Origin of the sequence: Sphaerisporangium rubeum (genome assembly GCF_014207705.1) — a bacterium.
In the GTDB taxonomy this organism is placed as follows: Bacteria; Actinomycetota; Actinomycetes; order Streptosporangiales; family Streptosporangiaceae; genus Sphaerisporangium; species Sphaerisporangium rubeum.
In genome coordinates this window covers 7,385,812-7,405,155 of record NZ_JACHIU010000001.1, presented here as the reverse complement: position 1 = coordinate 7,405,155, position 19,344 = coordinate 7,385,812, and the positions used below count along the sequence as shown (strand labels likewise).

18 protein-coding genes and 1 pseudogene are annotated in these 19,344 nt (G+C 69.3%); 9 read left to right on the top strand and 10 right to left on the bottom strand.

Features of this window, described 5'->3' with window-relative positions:
* Positions 1-128 precede the first annotated feature (128 nt).
* The 3 genes from BJ992_RS31495 to BJ992_RS31485 all read left to right on the top strand — a co-directional run bounded on the left by BJ992_RS31495 (position 129) and on the right by BJ992_RS31485 (position 2,890).
* Positions 129-965 (top strand): SDR family NAD(P)-dependent oxidoreductase, encoded by an 837-nt coding sequence (locus tag BJ992_RS31495; protein WP_184987190.1) that lies wholly within the window; start codon positions 129-131, stop codon positions 963-965.
* A 354-nt stretch (positions 966-1,319) separates the two neighbouring features.
* Positions 1,320-2,408 carry a glycoside hydrolase family 11 protein gene (locus BJ992_RS33545; RefSeq protein ID WP_184987188.1) on the top strand — a complete coding sequence of 363 codons (1,089 nt, stop codon included), beginning with the start codon at positions 1,320-1,322 and terminating at the stop codon, positions 2,406-2,408.
* A 125-nt stretch (positions 2,409-2,533) separates the two neighbouring features.
* Positions 2,534-2,890, top strand: coding sequence for a spore germination protein GerW family protein (locus BJ992_RS31485; RefSeq protein WP_184987186.1), 357 nt, complete (start codon positions 2,534-2,536; stop codon positions 2,888-2,890).
* Between the two features lie 12 nt (positions 2,891-2,902).
* Here the strand turns inward: BJ992_RS31485 and BJ992_RS31480 are convergent, their stop codons facing one another.
* The gene (locus BJ992_RS31480) at positions 2,903-3,265 is read right to left on the bottom strand and encodes a nuclear transport factor 2 family protein (protein WP_184987184.1); all 363 of its coding nucleotides are present in this window, start codon (positions 3,263-3,265) and stop codon (positions 2,903-2,905) included.
* Between the two features lie 202 nt (positions 3,266-3,467).
* On the opposite strand from BJ992_RS31480, the gene BJ992_RS31475 reads away from it, so the two are divergent.
* The 4 genes and pseudogenes from BJ992_RS31475 to BJ992_RS34605 all read left to right on the top strand — a co-directional run.
* Positions 3,468-3,827: a hypothetical protein gene (locus BJ992_RS31475; protein ID WP_184987182.1), complete on the top strand. Its 360-nt coding sequence runs from the start codon at positions 3,468-3,470 to the stop codon at positions 3,825-3,827.
* Between the two features lie 79 nt (positions 3,828-3,906).
* Positions 3,907-4,470, top strand: a complete 564-nt coding sequence (gene ybiA, locus BJ992_RS31470; protein ID WP_184987180.1) for a riboflavin biosynthesis intermediates N-glycosidase — start codon at positions 3,907-3,909, stop codon at positions 4,468-4,470.
* A gap of 43 nt (positions 4,471-4,513) precedes the next feature.
* The gene (locus tag BJ992_RS31465) at positions 4,514-4,906 is read left to right on the top strand and encodes a hypothetical protein (protein WP_184987178.1); all 393 of its coding nucleotides are present in this window, start codon (positions 4,514-4,516) and stop codon (positions 4,904-4,906) included.
* A 189-nt stretch (positions 4,907-5,095) separates the two neighbouring features.
* A pseudogene (locus tag BJ992_RS34605) lies at positions 5,096-6,112 on the top strand (AfsR/SARP family transcriptional regulator); the annotation flags it as partial.
* A 2,043-nt stretch (positions 6,113-8,155) separates the two neighbouring features.
* Here BJ992_RS34605 and BJ992_RS31455 read toward each other — a convergent pair.
* Positions 8,156-8,992: an ABC transporter permease gene (locus tag BJ992_RS31455; RefSeq protein WP_184987177.1), complete on the bottom strand. Its 837-nt coding sequence runs from the start codon at positions 8,990-8,992 to the stop codon at positions 8,156-8,158.
* Positions 8,989-10,023, bottom strand: a complete 1,035-nt coding sequence (locus BJ992_RS31450) for an ATP-binding cassette domain-containing protein (protein WP_184987175.1) — start codon at positions 10,021-10,023, stop codon at positions 8,989-8,991. The genes BJ992_RS31455 and BJ992_RS31450 overlap by 4 nt, the downstream gene beginning before the upstream one ends.
* Before the next feature lie 296 nt (positions 10,024-10,319).
* Here BJ992_RS31450 and BJ992_RS31445 point away from each other — a divergent pair, with 296 nt between their 5' ends.
* Positions 10,320-11,777, top strand: coding sequence for an MDR family MFS transporter (locus BJ992_RS31445; RefSeq protein WP_343072951.1), 1,458 nt, complete (start codon positions 10,320-10,322; stop codon positions 11,775-11,777).
* Positions 11,778-11,848: 71 nt separating this feature from the next.
* On the opposite strand, the gene BJ992_RS31440 is transcribed toward BJ992_RS31445, so the two are convergent.
* The 3 genes from BJ992_RS31440 to BJ992_RS31430 form a co-directional block, all read right to left on the bottom strand.
* A complete protein-coding gene (locus BJ992_RS31440) occupies positions 11,849-14,230 on the bottom strand; it encodes an ATP-binding cassette domain-containing protein (RefSeq protein WP_184987171.1) in 2,382 nt (793 codons plus the stop codon).
* Positions 14,231-14,304: 74 nt separating this feature from the next.
* Entirely contained in the window at positions 14,305-14,715 is a 411-nt protein-coding gene (locus tag BJ992_RS31435; protein ID WP_184987169.1) for a VOC family protein, read from the bottom strand.
* 5 nt (positions 14,716-14,720) lie between these two features.
* Entirely contained in the window at positions 14,721-15,179 is a 459-nt protein-coding gene (locus BJ992_RS31430; RefSeq protein WP_221475909.1) for a helix-turn-helix transcriptional regulator, read from the bottom strand.
* Positions 15,180-15,426: 247 nt separating this feature from the next.
* Here BJ992_RS31430 and BJ992_RS31425 point away from each other — a divergent pair, with 247 nt between their 5' ends.
* Complete coding sequence (locus BJ992_RS31425; RefSeq protein ID WP_184987164.1) at positions 15,427-16,284, top strand: cellulose-binding domain-containing protein; 858 nt, start codon at positions 15,427-15,429, stop codon at positions 16,282-16,284.
* 41 nt (positions 16,285-16,325) lie between these two features.
* On the opposite strand, the gene BJ992_RS31420 is transcribed toward BJ992_RS31425, so the two are convergent.
* The 4 genes from BJ992_RS31420 to BJ992_RS31405 form a co-directional block, all read right to left on the bottom strand.
* Positions 16,326-17,072, bottom strand: coding sequence for a class I SAM-dependent methyltransferase (locus tag BJ992_RS31420; protein WP_184987162.1), 747 nt, complete (start codon positions 17,070-17,072; stop codon positions 16,326-16,328).
* Positions 17,073-17,239: 167 nt separating this feature from the next.
* Positions 17,240-17,917: a malonate decarboxylase holo-ACP synthase gene (locus tag BJ992_RS31415; protein ID WP_246496837.1), complete on the bottom strand. Its 678-nt coding sequence runs from the start codon at positions 17,915-17,917 to the stop codon at positions 17,240-17,242.
* A 65-nt stretch (positions 17,918-17,982) separates the two neighbouring features.
* A complete protein-coding gene (locus BJ992_RS31410) occupies positions 17,983-18,714 on the bottom strand; it encodes an SAM-dependent methyltransferase (protein ID WP_184987158.1) in 732 nt (243 codons plus the stop codon).
* Positions 18,715-18,894: 180 nt separating this feature from the next.
* Positions 18,895-19,263 carry a DUF427 domain-containing protein gene (locus BJ992_RS31405; RefSeq protein WP_184987156.1) on the bottom strand — a complete coding sequence of 123 codons (369 nt, stop codon included), beginning with the start codon at positions 19,261-19,263 and terminating at the stop codon, positions 18,895-18,897.
* Positions 19,264-19,344: the final 81 nt, after the last annotated feature.

Here is a 19,344-nt window from a genome sequence, read left to right as displayed (position 1 = left end):
GGGGGAGGTCGTGTGCCAGTACTGAGGGAACACGGGTGTGCGTACCGGACATGGAACTGCCTTCTTTCGTCAGGCGCGGGGGCGGCCGATGATCGGGTGTGCCGCTTGCGAGCCTAGGGAGGCATGTCGTGCCGGGCCAGATGTCCAAGAACGTTGTCATCAGTGGGGGGACCGCCGGTATGGGGCGGGAGGTGGCGCTGGCACGGGTGGCCCGGGGGGATCGGGTCACGGTGATCGGCAGTAGTGAGGCTCGGGGACGGGTTCTTCTCGATCATGCCGGCAATCCCGGATTGCGGTTTGTCCGGGCTGATCTGTCGTCGATCGCGGAGGTGGAGCGGGTTGTCGCGGATATCGCTGAGCGGTATCAGGTCGTCGACGCGCTGGCGTTGTTCGCGAATCGGGTCAGTCCGAGATATGTCGAGACGGCGGATGGGCTTGAGTCCACCTTCGCGTTGTACTACCTGAGCCGGTATCTGCTCGGTGAATGGCTGCGGCCGTTGCTTGATGTGGCATCCGATCCTGTGATCGTCAATGTGGCCGGGGTGGGGAACACGGCGGGGAAGATTTATTGGGATGATCCGCAGTTGAGGGGTCGTTACGGTCAGGTGCGTGCTCAGCTCCAGGCGGGCCGGGCGAACGACCTGCTCGGTGTCGCGTTCGCCGGTCGGGGGGAGAGCAGGGTTCGGTACGTTCTCTACCATCCTGGATTCACCCGTAGTGGGGCCGACGCATATCCGAATCCGGTCATCAGGAACACGATCAAGCTGCTCGGGAGGGTGTTCGCCAGACCGGTCGCCGACGCGGTACGGCCGGTCGTCGAATGGGTCGACAGGCCGCCTGCGGACGCGCTGACGGCGATCGACCGCGGCAGGGTCGTGGACCCGTCGCTGAAGACCTTGGATCCTGAGGAGGCCGGCCGTCTCATGGTCTACACACGGGACCTACTGCGGGACCGGGGCCACTGAAGTCGTGTGGTCGGCGCCGAAATTTTCAGGCGCCGGGTCGAGGCGTTGATCAGACCTGGAGGCTCGGTCGGCAGGTCCGATGGGTGCTCCGGGGTCGCCGGCCGGTGCCGATCTTTGGCGGTCATGTGGGGTCGTTGACAGTGAGACGTGGTCGGCTTGACGCTTTCGCCGTGGGGCCGACAGTTTCGGACCTCGGCTACCGCTGATCTGAGGCGGGTCGCCGCGACGCGGTGCCCGGGTCGTCGGGTACGACGGTCCGTTGAGTCCGCGGCGTCGTACGGCGTCGGCGTGGTGGTGGCCGTCACTCTGGTCCCCGGCTAAGCCTCCAGCCGGGCCTTAGGAGGAAGCACGCTCATGAACGACGCTCTCACCCAATCGTCGTATCGCGGTCGCCGTCGCGGCGGGCTGTTCATCGGACGTACCTGCGTGCTGGCCCTCGTCGCGTTCACGATGTTGCTGCCGGGTACGGCTGACGCGGCGGTGACCACCAACCAGACCGGGACGCACAACGGGTACTTCTTCTCGTTCTGGACGGACAGCCAGGGCACTGTGTCCATGGAGCTCGGGGCCGGTGGCAACTACAGCACTTCGTGGCGTAACACCAACAACTTCGTCGCGGGTAAGGGCTGGAAGCCTGGGACGCGCAGGACCGTGACGTACTCGGGGAGTTTCAACCCTTCCGGGAACGCGTATCTGACGTTGTACGGGTGGACGCGTAGTCCGCTCGTCGAGTACTACATCGTGGACAACTGGGGGTCGTGGCGGCCCACCGGGACGTACAAGGGGACCGTCACCAGTGACGGCGGCACGTACGACATTTATCTGACCACTCGGTACAACGCTCCCTCGATCGACGGGAACCAGACGTTCAACCAGTACTGGAGCGTCCGGCAGCAGAGGCGCACGGGTGGGACGATCACGGCGGGCAACCACTTCGACGCGTGGGCCCGGAACGGGATGCCTCTCGGGAACCACGACTATCAGATCCTCGCCACGGAGGGTTACCAGAGCAGCGGTAGTTCGAACGTGACGGTGGACGGCACCTCCCCCAGTCCTTCGCCGTCTCCCTCTCCCTCGCCTTCGCCTTCCGCGTCGCCGTCACCTTCGCCGAGCGGTGGCACCGGCGGGCCCTGCCGGGTCTCGTACGTCAAGAACGAGTGGAACAACGGGTTCACGGCCAACGTCACGGTCACCAACACCGGCAGCAGTGCGATCAACGGCTGGACGCTCGGCTGGTCCTTCCCGGCGGGCCAGAAGGTCACCAGTTCCTGGAGCGCGGACGTCAGCCAGAGCGGGTCGTCGGTGACGGCCAGGAACGTCTCCTACAACGGGTCCATAGCGCCGGGAGCGAACACCACGTTCGGCTTCCAGGGAACGCACACAGGTAGCAATCCCAACCCGACGACGTTCACCCTGAACGGCTCCACCTGCACCAACGGCTGACGGGTCTCAGGAGAGATCCATCGGCGTCGGATACGCCGCCACCCGGACGAGGGTGGCGGCGTATCGTCGTCCTGCCGACGGGTTGCCGGCGCCTTCGCTGCATCAGGCCTTCGAGGAGGACGAACGTGGACGTCGCGGGAATCATCGAGAAGATCAAGGACGCGGCCACCGTCCGGCGTGCCTATGGGGACCCCATCGAGTGCGACGGCGTGACGGTGATCCCGGCCGCGCGTGTCGGCGGCGGCGGGGGTGGCGGCGGTGGCGCCGGTGGTCACCGTGAGGGGGAGCCGGCCGGCGAGGGGTCGGGTGGCGGTTTCGGGGTGGGGATCACGCCGACGGGGGTGTTCGTCGTCAAGGACGGCACGGTGCGCTGGAACCCGGCGATCGACTACAACAGGCTCATCGTGGGGAGCCAGATCGTCCTGGTGGTCGCGCTCCTCACGCTGAACGCGATCCTGCGCCGGCGCGCTCGCCGGTCCTGATCCGCCGGGGTCCTAGGCGGCGTAGACCGGTGCCAGGTCGACGAAGATGCGGTAGTCGGTGATCAGGCCGTCGTCGCGGGTGTGCCAGATGGACACGGCCACGACACTGACCTCTTTGCCGTCGAGCCGCCGATAGGTGACCTCGGTCTCGGCGATGGTGTCGGCGTCCACCTGCCAGTTCCGGACGATCCGGTGCCGCAGGCCGGCGATGGTGGAGAAGAACGAGCCCAGTCCGGCGGCGACGGCCGCACGTCCCACCAGCGGCTCGGCGTTGCCGAAGACGAGTGTGGCGTCCTCGGCCAGCAACAGGGCGAACGCCTCGGCGTCGAAAGCGTCGGCTGCCTGGAAAACGCGCCGCACCATATCGTCGGTCATGCCGTCCCTTTCTCGGGAAACCGGGATCACTGGTGGGGACGATACGGCGCGAACGATGGCGTACAACTAGCGAGAAGGTGGGGATCTCGTCGCCATAAGACTCGCCGAAGTCGTAGATTGCGAAATTGGGACACGGCATTCCGATATTCGGCAGGACCGGAAATCGGTTCTCCCGCGAAAACGCCGCGGACAGGGAGGACATGTGACAGAGACACGAGTACTCGTGATCGGTCTCGACCCGGCGAAGATCGAGGGCTGGGACCCGGCACCGGTACAGGCGGCGCTGGCCCGTGGCAGGGCCCGGTTCGACGACCACGGGATCGAGGCCGACTGGTGCCTGGTGACACCCGGTGAGGACCCTGAAGGAGCGATCGAGCAGGCCCTGATCCGCGCGCGGTACGCCTGCGTGGTGATCGGCGGCGGCATACGCAAGCACGAACCGTTGCTCGAACTCTTCGAGAGGACGGTGAACCTGACCCGGCGGCACGCGCCGGACGCGGCCATCGCCTTCAACAACACCCCCGAGGACTGCGCCGACGCGGCGCTACGGTGGCTGCGGTAGCGGACCGGAAGCGCACCGGGTCCGGTGGCCGGGGGAAAACGGTTGCGCCGGCCCTTCATGGTCGGGGATGGTGCGTGCCATGACGGAAACGGTCGATGCGCGCGATGTGGCCGGGCTGGTCGAGGCGGTCAAGCGTGGCGGACGGGTCAAGTTCCTGATGTTCTGGGGGCACCGGCCGCCGCGTTCCGGCGGAGTCGGAGCCGGGTGCCTGTCGCAGTGGTGGCCGGCCGATTTCGTCGAGGACGGCGTCGTCTACCGCACCGCGGAGCATTTCATGATGGCGGCCAAGGCGCGGCTGTTCGGTGACGAGGAGGCGGCGGCGGCGATCGTCGCGGCCGGTCACCCCAAGGAGGCCAAGGATCTCGGACGGCGCGTGCACGGGTTCGACGAGGCCAGATGGACGGCGGCGCGTTTCGACCTGGTGGTCCGCGGCAATCTCGCCAAGTTCGGTCAGCACCCTGAGCTGAGGGAGTTCCTGCTCGCCACCGGTGACCGCGTCCTGGTGGAGGCGAGTCCGGTGGACCGCGTCTGGGGGATCGGGCTCGCGGCCGACGACGAACGAGCCGAGGATCCCGAGTCCTGGCAGGGGGCCAACCTGCTCGGCTTCGCCTTGATGGAGGTCAGGCAGGCGCTCAGGACATGACGGGTACGGTCCGCGGCGGCCGGGACCGGGAGGGAAGCGGGTGGTGATGAGCGGGGACGGGCCTGACGCGGGTGCCAGGGAACAGAGACGGGACAAAGGAGGGATCCTGGGTCCTGTTCTGGTCAACCTCGCGCTCGGTGTGCCGGCTGCCGTGCCGTTCTTCCTGGCATGGTGGCTGGTGACCAATTATCTGCCGATGGACTGCAGGAGTACGCGGGACCTCGGCGACCCGGGGCTCGTCAATTGCAACTACACCGTTCTCGATCAGGCGTCTGTCGTCATGATCCTCCTCGTGCTGAGCGGTGTGTTCATCGTGGGGTTGGTGGCGGTGTTCGATGTGGTCGTGCCGCTGAGCAGGGGCCGGAGTCCGTGGGTGTGGCTCGGCGCGACCGTGCTCATTCCTGTTCCGTTCCTCGTGTGGCTGGGGCTGGCCTGACGGTGGCATGCCGTGCGGCGAGCGCACGGGAACGCGGGGTCGACCGCACGTACGTAGAGGCGCTCGCGGGACGGGGCTCGTCCGTAAGCTGATGGTGTGTCCCCCGCACTGGTACTGCTCGACGGTGTTCGCTGGCAGGGGGTGCGCGTGGTCGGTGATCGCGCGCAGACCCTGCTGGCGGTGCTCGCCATGCACGCGCGCAGCGGGGTCGGGGACGATCGGCTGGTCGAGGAGCTGTGGCCCGAGGAGGCGCCGGCCAACCCGACCAAGGCGCTGCAGGTGGTCGTCTCGCGGACCAGGGCCGCCACGGGGGCCGAGGTCGTGGTGCGCACGCCGCGTGGGTACCGGCTGGGGTTGCCGGCGGGACAGGTGGACGCGCTGCTGCTCGGTGTGCTGGTCGAGCAGGCCCGGGTGGCGCTGGGGGACGGGGACATGGTGCTCGCGCGCCGGCGCGCGGAGGAGGCCATGGGGCTCGTCGCGGACGGGGCCGAGGGGGGTTCCGGAGCGCTGGCCGAGTTGAGAGGGGTCGCGGCGGGGTGGGTGGCCGAGGCGCGGCGGGTGGTGGCGGTGGCGCGGGGCCGGAGCGGGGATCACGAAGAGGCGTTGCCGCTGCTGGAGGAGGCCGCGGCGGCGCGGCCGTTCGACGAGGAGCTGCTGGCGTGTCTGCTGCGCAGTGAGGCCGCGGTGCGGGGGGCCGGTGCGGCCCTGGAGCGGTACGAGCGGTACCGGTCGGGGGTGGTGGCGCGGCTCGGGACCGGGCCGGGGGCGGAGCTCACGCGGGTTCACGCGGAGCTTCTTGTGGCCGACCAGCCGGTGCGCGACGGCATCCTGTACGACGGGTCCTCGTTGCTCGGACGCGACGGTGACATCCGTGCGATACACGCCTTGCTGCAGACCGATCGGGTGGTGTCCATCGTCGGGCCGGGAGGGCTCGGCAAGACACGGCTGGCTCATGTGGCCGGCCGGAACGCGGTGCAGCCGGTCGCGCATTTCGTCGAGCTGGTCGGTGTCTCCTCGGCGGACGGCGTGGTGGGTGAGGTCGGGTCGGCCCTCGGGGTGCGCGACTCGGTCAGCGGACGCCGTGTCCTGAACGCCGGACAGCGGGCCGACGTCCGTGCGCGGATCGCGCAGCAGCTCGATCAGGCGCCGGCGTTGCTGATCCTGGACAACTGCGAGCACGTGATCGAGGCCGTCGCGGAGCTGGTGGCGTTCCTCACCGTGACGACGCGCGACCTGCGGGTGCTGATCACGTCGCGTGCGCCGTTGTCGATCCCCGCGGAACGCGTCTACCTGCTCGGGGAGCTGCCGGCGAAGGACGCGGTGGAGCTGTTCCGGCAGCGTGCCACGGCGGCCAGGCCAGGTGTCCGGATCGACGAGAAGGTCGCAGGTGAGATCGTCGCGCGCCTCGACGGGCTGCCGCTCGCGATCGAGCTCGCCGCGGCCAAGGTGCGGGTGATGTCCGTCGAGGAGATCGAACGGCGGCTGGCCGACCGGTTCGCGCTCCTGCGTGGCGGCAACCGTACGGCTCCCGACCGGCACCAGACGCTGCTCGCGGTGATCGACTGGTCGTGGAACCTGCTGGGGGAGGCGGAACGGCAGGCGCTGCGGTGGTTGTCGCTGTTCGGCGACGGTTTCACCCTGGCGGCGGCCGAGTGCGTACTCGGGCCCTCCGCGCTGCACGCCGTGGACGCGCTGACCGAGCAGTCCATGCTGAGCGTCCGTGAGACGGCGTACGGCCTGCGGTACCGGATGCTGGAGACGGTCAGGGAGTTCGGCCGGATGCGGCTGAGGGAGGCCGGCGAGGAAGAGCTCGCGCGCGCGGCGCAGCGGGACTGGGCGACGTCCTACGCGCAGGAGCACGCCTTCTCGTTGTTCGGGCCGGGGCAGTTCGCGGCGGCCGACGCGTTGCGCGCCGAGGAGGGCAACCTCGCCGATCTGCTCAGGCAGGCTCTCGGCGAGTCCGATCCCGTGACGACCGTCCGGTTGCTGGCCGGGGTCGGCGCGCTGTGGTCGATCCGTGGCGACCACCAGCGGATCATCGCGCACTGGAGAGCGATCAGCCAGGTGATCGGCGGGTGGATGCCGCCACCGGATCTCGTCGAGGTGACCAGGGCCGTCGTGCTGATCACGCTCATGAACATCGCGATCATCACCGATCACCAGGTCGACTCGTTGCACGACCTTCTCCGTAGGCTGCCCTCCACGGAGGGGGAGGACCGGCGGGTCTCGGCGATGGCCACGGTGCTGCTCGCCTGCTCGGGGACCGACGGCCCCGGGATGCGCGGCCGGCTGGCCGAGCTGAGCCGGAGCGAGGACCCGGCACTGGCCATGGCGGCGACGCAGATGAGCGTCCATGTCCTGGAGAACGCCGGTGAGGTGGCGGGGGCCGTCGAGGCGGCCGAGCGGGTCCTGACGATGGTCGGTGCGGATGACGGGCCGTGGGCGAGCGCGATCATGCATACCGTGCTGGCCCACCTGTGCGTACGGCGCGGTGATCGCCGGCGTGCGGTCCGGCACGCGCGGGCCGCGATCCCGGTGCTCAGCAGGATCGGCGCCACCGACGACGAGACCATGCTGCGCTCGGTGCTGCTGAACGCGGCGCTCGCCGACGGCGACCTCGGCACCGCGGAGGCCGAACTGGCGGAGATCAACCGGATCAACGAGAACGAGGCGGTGCTCAGCGGGGCGGCCATGGTGGCGTTGTGCTCGGCGGAACTCGTCCTGGCCCGGGGCGATGTCGAGGCCGCGCTCGCGCAGTACCGGCTGGCCGTCCAGCAGGCACGTGATCTGTGGCTGCCGGGGGTGCCGCGCACCGTAGTGACGCCGTGGACGGTGATCGCGGTGTCGGTGAGCCTGACGGCCTACGCCTACCACGCCGGACCGCAGGACGTCTCGTACGGCAGGCAGTTGTTCGCCGACGCGCTCGCGTACGACGTGCTCGCCGTGGACGACCCCGTGCTCGACTACCCGCTGTGCGGTTCCCTGCTCTTCGCGCTCGGCGTCTGGGGGCTGCTGCGGGGAGCCATGGCGGAGGGCGACGCGGTCAGGTTGCTCGTCATCGCCGATCGGTTCGCCTACAACGGCGGCATGCCGGGCATGGCCTTCGAGCTGGTCGAAGGCCACGCGGAGCGCGCCGCGCCCGGCATGATCGCCGCCGTGCGGGCCGAGTACGGCGATCGGCGCGGCTCCGGTCTGCTCGACGAGGCGAGGAGCCTCGTCGAGCGGATCTCCGGTCGTGGCTCGCGTGGGTCACATGTGTCGCTTGTAGCTGCGGACCGACAGCGGCGCGAAGATCAGTATGACGGCCAGGCCCGCGATGATCGTCCAGGCCACCTCTCCGGTGACGGAGCCGTTGTTGGCGAGGTCGCGCGCGGCCGTGACGAGGTGTGAGACCGGGTTGACCCGGACGAACGCGGCCAGTGCACTCGGCAGGGTGTCGACCGGGACGAAGGCGTTCGACAGGAACGTCAGCGGAAAAAGGATCATCATGGAGACCCCCTGCACGGTCCGAGCGCTCTGGACGAGCGTGCCGACCCAGGTGAAGATCCACGCCAGCGACCAGCCCGTGAAGATCGACAACAGGATCGCGGCGAGCACACCGCCGGCGCCGCCGCCGGGACGGTAGCCCATCAGCAGGCCCATGCCGAAGGTCAAGGTGGCCGCGATCGTGTACCGCAGCAGGTCGGCCACCATCGGGCCGGCGAGTGGCGCGATCCTCGCGATCGGCAGCGACTTGAACCGGTCGAAGACCCCCTTGTCCATGTCCTCACGCAGTTGCGTCCCCGTGGCCATACATGTCGTCAGCACGGTCTGGGCCAGGATGCCGGGGACCATCAGCGGCAGGTAGCTCTGCACGTCGCCGGAGATGGCGCCACCGAAGATGTAGGCGAACATCGCGGTGAACAGGATGGGTTGCAGCGCCACGTCGAAAAACTGTTCCGGGTTGCGGAGCATCTTCTTGAAGGCCCGCCACGCCATCATCAGGGTCTGTTCCAGCGTCTCGGCCACTGAGACACGCCGCCTGGCGGACGCCACGCGGTCGGCGGGCCGGACCACCTGGCGGGCCGGTGCGGTGATCGTGCTCATCTGTGGTCCTCCGTGGCGGTGTCCGGCTCGCCGGTCTTGTCGTCTGTCTCGTGGCCGGTCAGGGCCAGGAACACCTCGTCGAGGCTGGGCTTGTCCACGCTCACCGAGGTGATCGACACCCCGGCGGTGCGCAGCGCGATCAGTACGTCCGCGGCGAGGTCGGCCTGGTCGAGCGCGACGTTGAGCCGGCCGCGCTCGGGGCTGAGCACGGGCTCGGAGCCGAGGACGCGCCGCACGACGTCCGCGGCGGCGGCCACCTGGCCGGGGTCGGCGAGCAGCAACTGGAGGGTGGAGTCGCCGACCGTGGTCTTCAGCTCGTCGGGGGTGCCTTCGGCGACCTTGCGGCCGTGGTCGATGACGGCGACGCGGTCGGCGAGCTGGTCGGCCTCGTCCAGGTACTGCGTGGTCAGCAGCACCGTGCAGCCGTCCACGACCAGGCCGCGGATGGTGTCCCACATCTGGCCGCGTGTCCGCGGGTCGAGGCCGGTGGTCGGCTCGTCGAGGAAGATCAGTGGTGGTCTGGTGATCAGGCTGGCCGCGAGGTCGAGTCGCCGGCGCATGCCGCCGGAGAACTGCGAGATCGGTTTGGCGGCGGCGTCCTCCAGGCCGAACTGCCCGAGCAGTTCGGCGGAGATACGCCGCGCGCGGGCCGCGGGGATGCCCTGCAGGCGGCTGAAGAGCCAGAGGTTCTCGCGGGCCGTGAGGTTCTCGTCGACCGACGCGTACTGTCCGGTGACGCCGACGAGCTGGCGGATGACGTGCGGGTTGTTCGCGACGTCGACGCCGAAGATCTCGGCGCGGCCCGCGTCGATCTTCAGCAGGGTGGCCAGCATCCGTAGCGTTGTGGTCTTGCCTGCGCCGTTCGGGCCGAGGACGCCGAAGATCTCACCGGGGTGCACCTCCAGGTCGATCCCGTCGACGGCACGGTGCTCGCCGAACGTCTTCACCAGGCCTTGCGCGCGTACGGCGAGATCGGTGCCTCCGCCGGGAGCCGGGACCGTCCCGGTGCGTCCGAGTTCTGTGATGCTCATGGCTTCACTGTCGGCGGAGCCGGTTTCACGGTGCCCTCGACCGGGTTTCACCGGTTGCCACACCGTGGAACAGGCCGCTCACCAGGGGATACTCCTCGCGGTAGTGAGACGGGGCCGTTCCGTGCCGACAGAAAACGGGGTGACATTCGGCCTCTCGTGCCGGAGGGTTGGTGCGGTCGATGAGTTTTTGTCGGTGGGGCCCGGCAGTCTTGGGTTTGACCGCGAGTTCATGTGAGACCCCCGGCTGGGGGCCAGCCGTGAAGACGTCATGTCCGACAAACCCGATTGAGGTTGCCGTGTCTGTTACACAGCTTGATACGCCTGGCAAGTCCGAGGCCCCCGTCTCAGGACGCACGCCGGCCGTGATCCGGCTGCTGGTGCTGGCCACGTTCGTGGTGATCCTGAACGAAACGATCATGATCAACGCGATCCCCCGGTTGATGGAAGCTCTGGCGATCACCGAGCAGACCGCGCAGTGGCTGTCGACCGCCTTCATGTTGACCATGGCCGCGGTCATCCCGATCACCGGCTGGCTGCTGCAGCGGATCTCCACCCGCCGCGCGTACGCCACGGCGATGGGGTTGTTCCTGCTCGGCACGGCGCTCGCCGCCGTGGCGCCGACGTTCGAGGTGCTGCTCGGAGCCCGCATCGTCCAGGCGTCGGGGACCGCCGTGATGATGCCGCTGCTGATGACCACGCTCATGCAGGTGGTGCCGGAGCGCGACAGAGGCCGGGTGATGGGGAACGTCAGCCTGGCGATCTCCGTCGCACCCGCCATGGGTCCGACGGTGTCGGGGCTGATCCTCCAGTTCGGGTCCTGGCGGCTGCTGTTCCTCGTGGTGCTTCCCATCGCGGGCCTGATCACGTGGGGCGGGCTGAGGCAGCTCAAGAACGTCGGCGAGACGAAGTACAGCACCATCGACTGGGCCAGCGTCGTGACCGCGGCCGCCGGTTTCGGCGGGCTGGTCTACGGGCTCAGCCGGTTCGAGGGTGGCGACCCCACGGTCGCGTCCACGATCGTGGTGGCCGGGCTCGTCCTCATCGCGGTCTTCGTCGCGCGGCAGCTCCGGCTGCAGAAGCGCGGCACGCCGCTGATGGACCTGCGCACCCTGACCCACCGCACCTACACGGTCGCGCTGGTCCTGATGTCCGTGGCCTTCATGGCGATGCTCGGCTCGATGATCCTGCTGCCGCTGTACCTGCAGAACCTCCGCGGGCTGAGCGCTCTGGAGACCGGGCTTCTGGTGATGCCGGGTGGCCTCGCCATGGGACTGCTCGGCCCGACCGTCGGCCGCCTGTTCGACCGGTTCGGTGGCCGGGTCCTGGTCATCCCCGGCGCGGTCCTGATCACGCTGACGCTCGCCGGCTTCACCCAGGTCACCATGACCACGCCGTTCTGGATGATCCTCGGTCTGCACGCGCTGCTGATGGTGAGCCTGGCCGCGATGTTCACCCCGGTGTTCACCCTCGCGCTCGGCTCGGTCCCGCCGCCTCTGTACCCCCACGCCAGCTCGATCCTGAGCACGTTGCAGCAGGTCGCGGCGGCCATCGGCACCGCGCTCGTGATCACCGTCATGAGTGTGCGTGCCGATGCTCTGCGGTCGGCCGGAGCCACCGACGCGCTCGCGCTCCTCGGCGGCATGCGGCTGGCCTTCATCATCGGCGCGGCGCTGTCCCTCGTCGTGATCGTCACCGCGCTGCTCCTCCCCGCGCGGGCCGGCACCTCCGGTGAGGCCGCGCCTGCGGTCCACTGAGACCGGCGCCACACCACAGCGGCAGGGCCGCTTCCGGGAGACCGGAAGCGGCCCTGCCGTGTGTGCGGGAATCAGGCGCCGACGTACGCCGCGAGGTGCTCGCCGGTCAGGGTGGAGCGTGCGGCCACGAGGTCGGCCGGGGTGCCTTCGAACACGATCCGGCCGCCGTCGTGGCCCGCACCCGGGCCGATGTCGATGATCCAGTCGGCGTGGGCCATGACGGCCTGGTGGTGTTCGACGACGATGACCGACTTGCCGGAGTCGACGAGCCGGTCGAGCAGGCCGAGCAGTTGCTCGACGTCGGCGAGGTGCAGGCCGGTGGTCGGCTCGTCGAGCACGTAGATCCCACCCTTCTCCGCCATGTGGACGGCCAGCTTGAGGCGCTGCCGTTCGCCACCCGACAAAGTGGTGAGCGGCTGGCCCAGCGTGAGGTAGCCGAGCCCGACGTCGGCGAGCCGCTTGAGCACGGCGTGCGCCGCCGGGGTGCGTGCCTCGCCGGCGCCGAAGAACTCCTCGGCCTCGGCCACCGACATGGCGAGCACCTCGCTGATGTCCCGGCCGCCGAACCGGTGCTCGAGCACCGACGCCTCGAACCGCCTGCCGTCGCACTCGTCGCAGGTCGTGGCGACGCCGGCCATCATGGCGAGGTCGGTGTAGATCACTCCGGCGCCGTTGCACCCGGGGCAGGCGCCTTCGGAGTTGGCGCTGAACAGCGCCGGCTTCACCCCGTTGGCCTTGGCGAACGCCTTGCGGATCGGGTCGAGCAGCCCGGTGTACGTCGCCGGGTTGCTCCGCCGTGAACCGCGGATCGGGCTCTGGTCGACCGACACCACCCCGGCGCCGGCGGGGATCGATCCGTGCACGAGCGAGCTCTTGCCTGAGCCCGCCACACCGGTCACGACCACCAGCACACCGAGCGGGATGTCGACGTCCACGTCACGCAGGTTGTGCGCCGTGGCGCCACGGATCTCCACCCTGCCGGTGGGTGTGCGCGGCTTCTCCTTGAGCGCCGCGCGGTCGTCGAGGTGCCGGCCGGTGACGGTGCCGGAGGACCGCAACCCTTCGACGTCACCTTCGTAGCAGATGGTGCCGCCGGCGCTGCCGGCGCCGGGGCCGATGTCGATGACGTGGTCGGCGACCGCGATCGTCTCGGGTTCGTGCTCCACCACGAGCACCGTGTTGCCTTTGTCCCGCAGCCGCAGCAGCAACTCGTTCATCCGCTGGATGTCGTGGGGATGCAGGCCCGTGGTGGGCTCGTCGAAGACGTACGTGGTGTCGGTGAGCGACGAGCCGAGGTGCCTGATCATCTTGGTGCGCTGCGACTCGCCACCGGAAAGCGTGCCGGACGGCCGGTCCAGCGAGAGGTAGCCGAGCCCGATCTCGACGAACGAGTCGAGCGTCCTGCGCAGGTTGGCGAGCAGCGGCGCCACCGACGGCTCGTCGAGCTCGCCGATCCACTCGGCCAGGTCGCTGATCTGTGTCGCGCAGACGTCCGCGATGCTCATCCCGTTGATCTTGGACGACCGGGCCGCCTCGCTGAGCCGGGTGCCGTCGCACTCGGGACAGGTGGTGAACGTCATCGCGCGCTCCACGAACGCGCGGACGTGCGGCTGGAGCGCGTCGACGTCCTTGGACAGGAACGACTTCTGGATCTTCGGGATCAGGCCTTCGTAGGTCAGGTTGATGCCGTCGACCTTGATCTTGGTCGGTTCCTTGTGCAGGAGGTCGTGCAGTTCCTTCTTGGTGAACTTCGCGATGGGCTTGTCCGGGTCGAAGAAGCCGCAGCCGTTGAAGATGCGGCCGTACCACCCGTCCATGCTGTAGCCGGGGATGGTCAGCGCGCCTTCGTTGAGCGACTTGCTGTCGTCGTACAACTGGGACAGGTCGATGTCGGTGACCGACCCCCGCCCCTCACAGCGGGTGCACATGCCGCCGGTGCGGGTGAAGGTCGCCTTGACGGTCTTGGCGTTGCCGCGCTCGACGGTGATCGCGCCGCTGGCGCGCACCGAGGGGACGTTGAAGGAGAACGCGTTCGGCGAGCCGATGTGCGGCCGGCCGAGCCGGCTGAACAGGATGCGCAGCATCGCGTTGGCGTCGGTGGCGGTGCCGACCGTGGACCGGGGGTCGGACCCCATCCGCTGCTGGTCGACGATGATCGCGGTCGTCAGCCCGTCGAGCACGTCCACGTCGGGCCGCGCCGACGCCGGCATGAAGCCCTGCACGAACGCGCTGTAGGTCTCGTTGATCATCCGCTGCGACTCCGCGGCGATCGTGCCGAACACCAGCGAGCTCTTTCCCGACCCCGAGACACCGGTGAAGACCGTCAGCCTGCGCTTCGGGATCTCGACGCTGACGTCCTTGAGGTTGTTCACGCGCGCGCCGTGCACGCGGATCAGATCGTGGCTGTCGGCGATGTGCGGTTCGGCCGACAGCCGGTCCGTCCTCGTGCTCATAAGTGTCGTCTCTCCATCTTCGTCGCCGGCGGTGGTGGGAGCCCGGCCGGGCTCCCACCGGGGTCGTGTCCGGATCAGTGCACTTCCTGGATGCGGACCATGTTGCCCGCGGGGTCGCGGAAGGCGCAGTCGCGGATCCCGTACGGCTGGTCGGTCGGCTCCTGGACGACGTCGGCGTCGCCGGCCTGCAACCGCTCGAAGGTCGCGTCGACGTCCTTGGTGGCCAGGATGATGCTCGCGTAGGTGCCCTTGGCCATCATCTCGGTGACGACGCGCCGCTCGTCGTCGGTGATGCCGGGGTCGACGGCCGGCGGGTGCAGCACGATGGACGTGCCGGGCTGGTCGGCCGGGCCGACCGTGATCCAGCGCATCCCGCCGTACCCGACGTCGTTGCGCACCTCGAAGCCGAGGGTGTCGCGGTAGAAGGCCAGCGCCGCGTCGGGGTCGTCGTGGGGGAGGAAAGTCGCGCTAATGGTGATGTCCATGCAGGTCAGGCTAGTTGTGCCTCGGGGACTCGCGCTTCTCGATTCCTGACCGGTCTCGTCACCTGTTTGGCGACGCACGACGGAATCCCCCTGGCGTCCCGCGCGGCCTCCCGCCGGTAGACGCTCGGTGGCATGCCGACCAGTTCGGTGAAGCGTGTGCTGAAGGTGCCGAGCGACGAGCAGCCGACCTCGAAGCACACCTCGGTGACGCTGAGGTCGCCACGACGCAGCAACGCCATGGCGCGCTCGATGCGCCGTGTCATCAGGTAGGAGTACGGCGACTCACCGTAGGCGAGCCGGAACTGACGGCTGAGGTGTCCGGCCGACATGTTCACGCCGGCGGCGAGCGCCTCGACGTTCAGCGGCTGCGCGTACTCCCGGTCGATGCGGTCACGGACCCGGCGTAGCCGCGCGAGGTCGCGCAGGTGCTCCGCCGCGGCGGGTCTACTGCTCACACGGACCATCATGCCACTTCGCGTCCGCTTTGCCGGGTTTCTTGACCGGTCCACAGGGGCCCGGCACGGCTCGCGAAGAGACACCGGCTCACTGAAATATTCATCTCCCCAGCAGGCGTGACGTGATCGTCACGTCCCCAGCCTGCTCACACATCACGGTCCCCCCGGTGCGCTTCCGGCCACGTTGACCAGGTTCTCCCACCCCTTTCATGCTCAGACGAAATACCGATGACGGGACGTTCTGGAAGGACTCACCATGAAAGGTCGACTGGCGGTCTCATGGGCCGTCGCGCTGCTGGCCGCGGCGGGTTTCCTGATCCCCGCGGTGGCGAGCGCGGCATCCGGAGGCACGAGTGGTGTGGCCACGACGACGCCTCCCGGCTCGCCGAGTCCGAGTCCGTCGCTGTTATGGCCCTGCTACGACCCCCGGACGCTCCCGCCGAGCAGCCCGCCGAAGACGCCGCCGACCTTCACCGGCACGCCGGAAGCGGTGCAGGTGGTCAACAACTACGTGCGCATGCGCTGGACCGCCGCCACCGACCCGGACGGCATCGCCTGTTACCAGGTGTTCGAGGTGCTCAACGGCAACAAGGTCAAGGTCGCGACCTTCGGCCCTGGCGTGACAGAAGGCTCGTTCGCCGTGGCCTGGCCGTCAGGCACCACACCAACGCGCGTCGCCACCATTTATGTGGTGGCCATCGACTCGTGGGGTGCGGAAACCGCGTCCCCGAGCGTCCAGGTCACCATCCACAACGACATCATCACGTCGCCCAGTCCCACCCCGACCCCCAACCCCTCGGGCCCCTGCCGCGTCGCCTACAGCTCCAACGGATGGCCCGGCGGCATGACGGCGTCGGTGTCCATCACCAACACCGGCACGACCGCGATCTCCGGATGGCGCCTGACCTTCACCTATCCCGACCCCGGCCAGCGTGTCACCGGCGGCTGGTCCGCCACGTGGTCGCAGACCGGCTCGGCCGTGACCGCCACCGCGATGTCCTGGAACCAGAACATCGCCCCCGGCGCGACCATCGTCATCGGTTATTACGGCGTCAACCAAGGGGCCAACCCGTCCCCGACGACCTTCCAGCTCAACGGCGCCACCTGCCGGTGACTCCGGGACCCGTGGACGGCCTGAGCAGGCCGTCCACGGTCTCACCCGGTGACCTCGGGGATCCGGTAGACGGTCACGTGGGAACGTGACTCGGCGGTGAACTCCGATCCGGTCCAGTCCGCGTGCCTGGATTCCAGCTCGAAGCCCGCGAGCTCGGCCATGAGGTCGAGCTCGGAGGGCCAGATGTACCGGTGAGGGCTGCGGTACAGCCGGGCCTGTCTGGTGTCGTCGAACCTGAAGTGGTGCGAGACGAGGTGCTGGCGCAGCACGTCGAAGGTGTCGACCCCGATGTAGCCGGGTTCGCAGTGCCAGACCGTGGCCTGGCTGCCAGGTGGCAACCGGCGCAGGTCCGGCGCCCCCAGCTCGACGACGAACCGGCCGCCGGGCCGCAGGTGCCGCGCGGCGTTACGGAAGCACGCGACCTGCTCGGCCTGTGTGAGCAGGTTCGAGATGGTGTTGTAGACCAGGTAGACGAGGGTGAACTCACCGGGGACGACGGTCGTCGCCATGTCGCCGCGCACCACCGGGATCACGGCCTCGCCGGCCTTGGTCCTGAGCTGCTCGATCATCGCGGCGGACAGCTCGATCCCGGTGACCGGCACCCCCCGTTCCGCGAGCGGCACGGCCACGCGTCCGGTGCCGACGGCGAACTCGAGCGCGGCCCCCTCACCCGCCAGCTCGGCGAGCCGGTCCACGACCGGCCCGAGCACCTCGGGGGCGAACATCCCGGTCCCCGGCGTGTCATAGCGTCGCGCGGTCTCGGCGTCCCAGATCTCCTCCTGTCGCATCCCCTCACGATCGTCGCGCTCCGTGCGCGGTGTCCAATGATTTAGCGAGGTGACAGGCCCTCGCCGTGAGGGGATCAGCGGAAGGGGCCGGTGACGCAGTAGGTGATGCCTCCGGTGGAGGAACCCGAGGTGCCGCGCTGTGAGGAGAAGTACAGGCGGTCGCCGGGTCATGCACAGGTCCACGGGTCGTCCAGGAGGCGGGGGCCGTCAGGGGTGCGGGTCAGGACGGGGCCGTGGGGGCGGGCCCAGGCGGTGAGGGAGACGCCGCCGCTCGGGGTCTCCATCTGGCAGTCGATACGGCCCGGCAGCGCGGTGAAGGACGTGACGAGGCGTGCGGCCTCGTCGCGGGCCAGGGGGTGAGGGGTGCGGACCAGCAGATCCAGGTCGCTGCCGGGGTGGGTGGCCGCGCGGCCGGTGGCCAGTTCGTAGCCGACACCACCGATGGGGCCCCAGGCGGCGCCGTCCAGTTCGATGGACAGGACGTGGGCCGCGGCGGTGAGGATCAGGCCGAGCAGGACGAGCCTCGGCCGCCGGCCGGTCAGCTCTTCGGGAGGTACGACGCACGTGATCGCGTGCACGGGGACGAGCGCGGTGTGCCACTGCCGCCGGCCGGGGCCGCGCATGCCGACGGGGACGAAACCCGGCGGGTGCGCCGCGCGCCGCACGACCCCCCACGGGTCGGTGGCGAGGGTCGCGCTCATCCAGGCGGGAACCGGCCCGCGCAGGGCCGCGCTCCCGACGAAGCGCACAAGATCATGCGGACGCGCGGTCAGCGCGTCCGTCCGAAGGGATCGCCTCCCCGCGTCCGTCCGAGGCCCGGGATCGCCTCCCCGCGTCACGGCCATAGCGGCGTGATGCCGCGGACGTCCGTGCGGCTAACCCCGGCGCGGGTAGATCTTTTCCCGCGGCGTCACCCGGAGCGCCGCACCAGCAGGGTGACGAAGCCGAGCAGGCCGCGGTAACCGGTGAGCCACAGGTCGCGGTGTTCCTTGGCGACGGCCACCGCCTGGTCGCCGTCCGGCCCCGGCCGGCCGGCCCCCCACCGTGCCAGAGTGCCGGTCCACGACCACTCATAGTCGTCCCACTCGGCGAGTGTGCTCGTGTGCGCGTAGACGGTCAGCCAGCCGTGGGCCTCCACGGTCTCCACCGTGGCCGGCAGGTCCTGGTAGTCACCGATCGACTGCACGAGGCCGGCGCTCGGCGGATGTTCCCAGAAAGCCTCGCCGACCAGGGCAAGCCCGCCGGGACGGACGAAGCCGGCGACGGCCTCCATGGTCTTCGCGAGACCGCCGAAGGCGTGGGTCGCGCCGACGCAGAGCACCAGGTCGTACGGCTCACCGCCGGCGAACCGGTCCGCCGGCGTGAGATGCAGGCCGAGCCGGTGCGCGAGACCGCGCGTGCCTGCCGCGCGTCCGGCGGACTCCAGTGCCTCCGCCGAGATGTCCACACCGTCCGCCACGGCCGAGGGGTACAGCTCAAGCGCGCGCAGCGACCATTCGGCCTCACCGCAGCCGAGGTCGAGGATCCGGGCCTCCTCGGGGAGCGCCGCGCGGCGCAGCAGCCGGTCGAGGTTCTCCGGGAAGATCGGTGAGGCGATGGGGTGGTCGTGGTGCGCGATCGCGCTGAGTGCCTGGCGGTCCATGCCGCCAATGCTGCCAACGACCGCAAACGGTTTTCGCCTTGCGCTTCTCGGCGCCGGCATCGCGTCTGTCAGTGCCGGTCCGCGCCGATGACCGACGGCAGCCGGAGCTTGTCGTGGCTCTCGGAGCCCGGTGCGGACAGGTCGTGCGCCGCTCCGCGCTTTCCGGTGGAACCGTTCACGTCATTCTTCGGTCACGCTCACCCGGTCGGGGTAGAACGCGACGTGACCGGCGATCTCGCGTACCGGGTCGTACGGTGTGCGGTACGTCCACACGGCGTCGGTGAGCTCCTGGCCGTCGACGGTCAGGTGGTAGTAGGACGCCTCACCCTTGTAGGGGCAGTAGGTCTGCGAGTCGCTGGCGAGCAGCAGGTCCGGGTTCACGTCCTGGAGCGGGATGTAGTGGACGGGAGGGTAGGTCGACTCGCGCAGCACCAGCGACGACGTCGTGTCGGCGACGATCGTGTCGCCGACGCGCGCGACGACGCGGCTCTTGCCGGGCTCGACGGTGATGGGGTGATCGGGGCCCGGGGTCAGCACCTGACGGCTCATGATCGGGTTCCTTTCGCGAGCTGACTTTCTGTGCCTTTCGCACGCTACGTCACCACGGGACAGCCGCGGACGGCGCGTGGC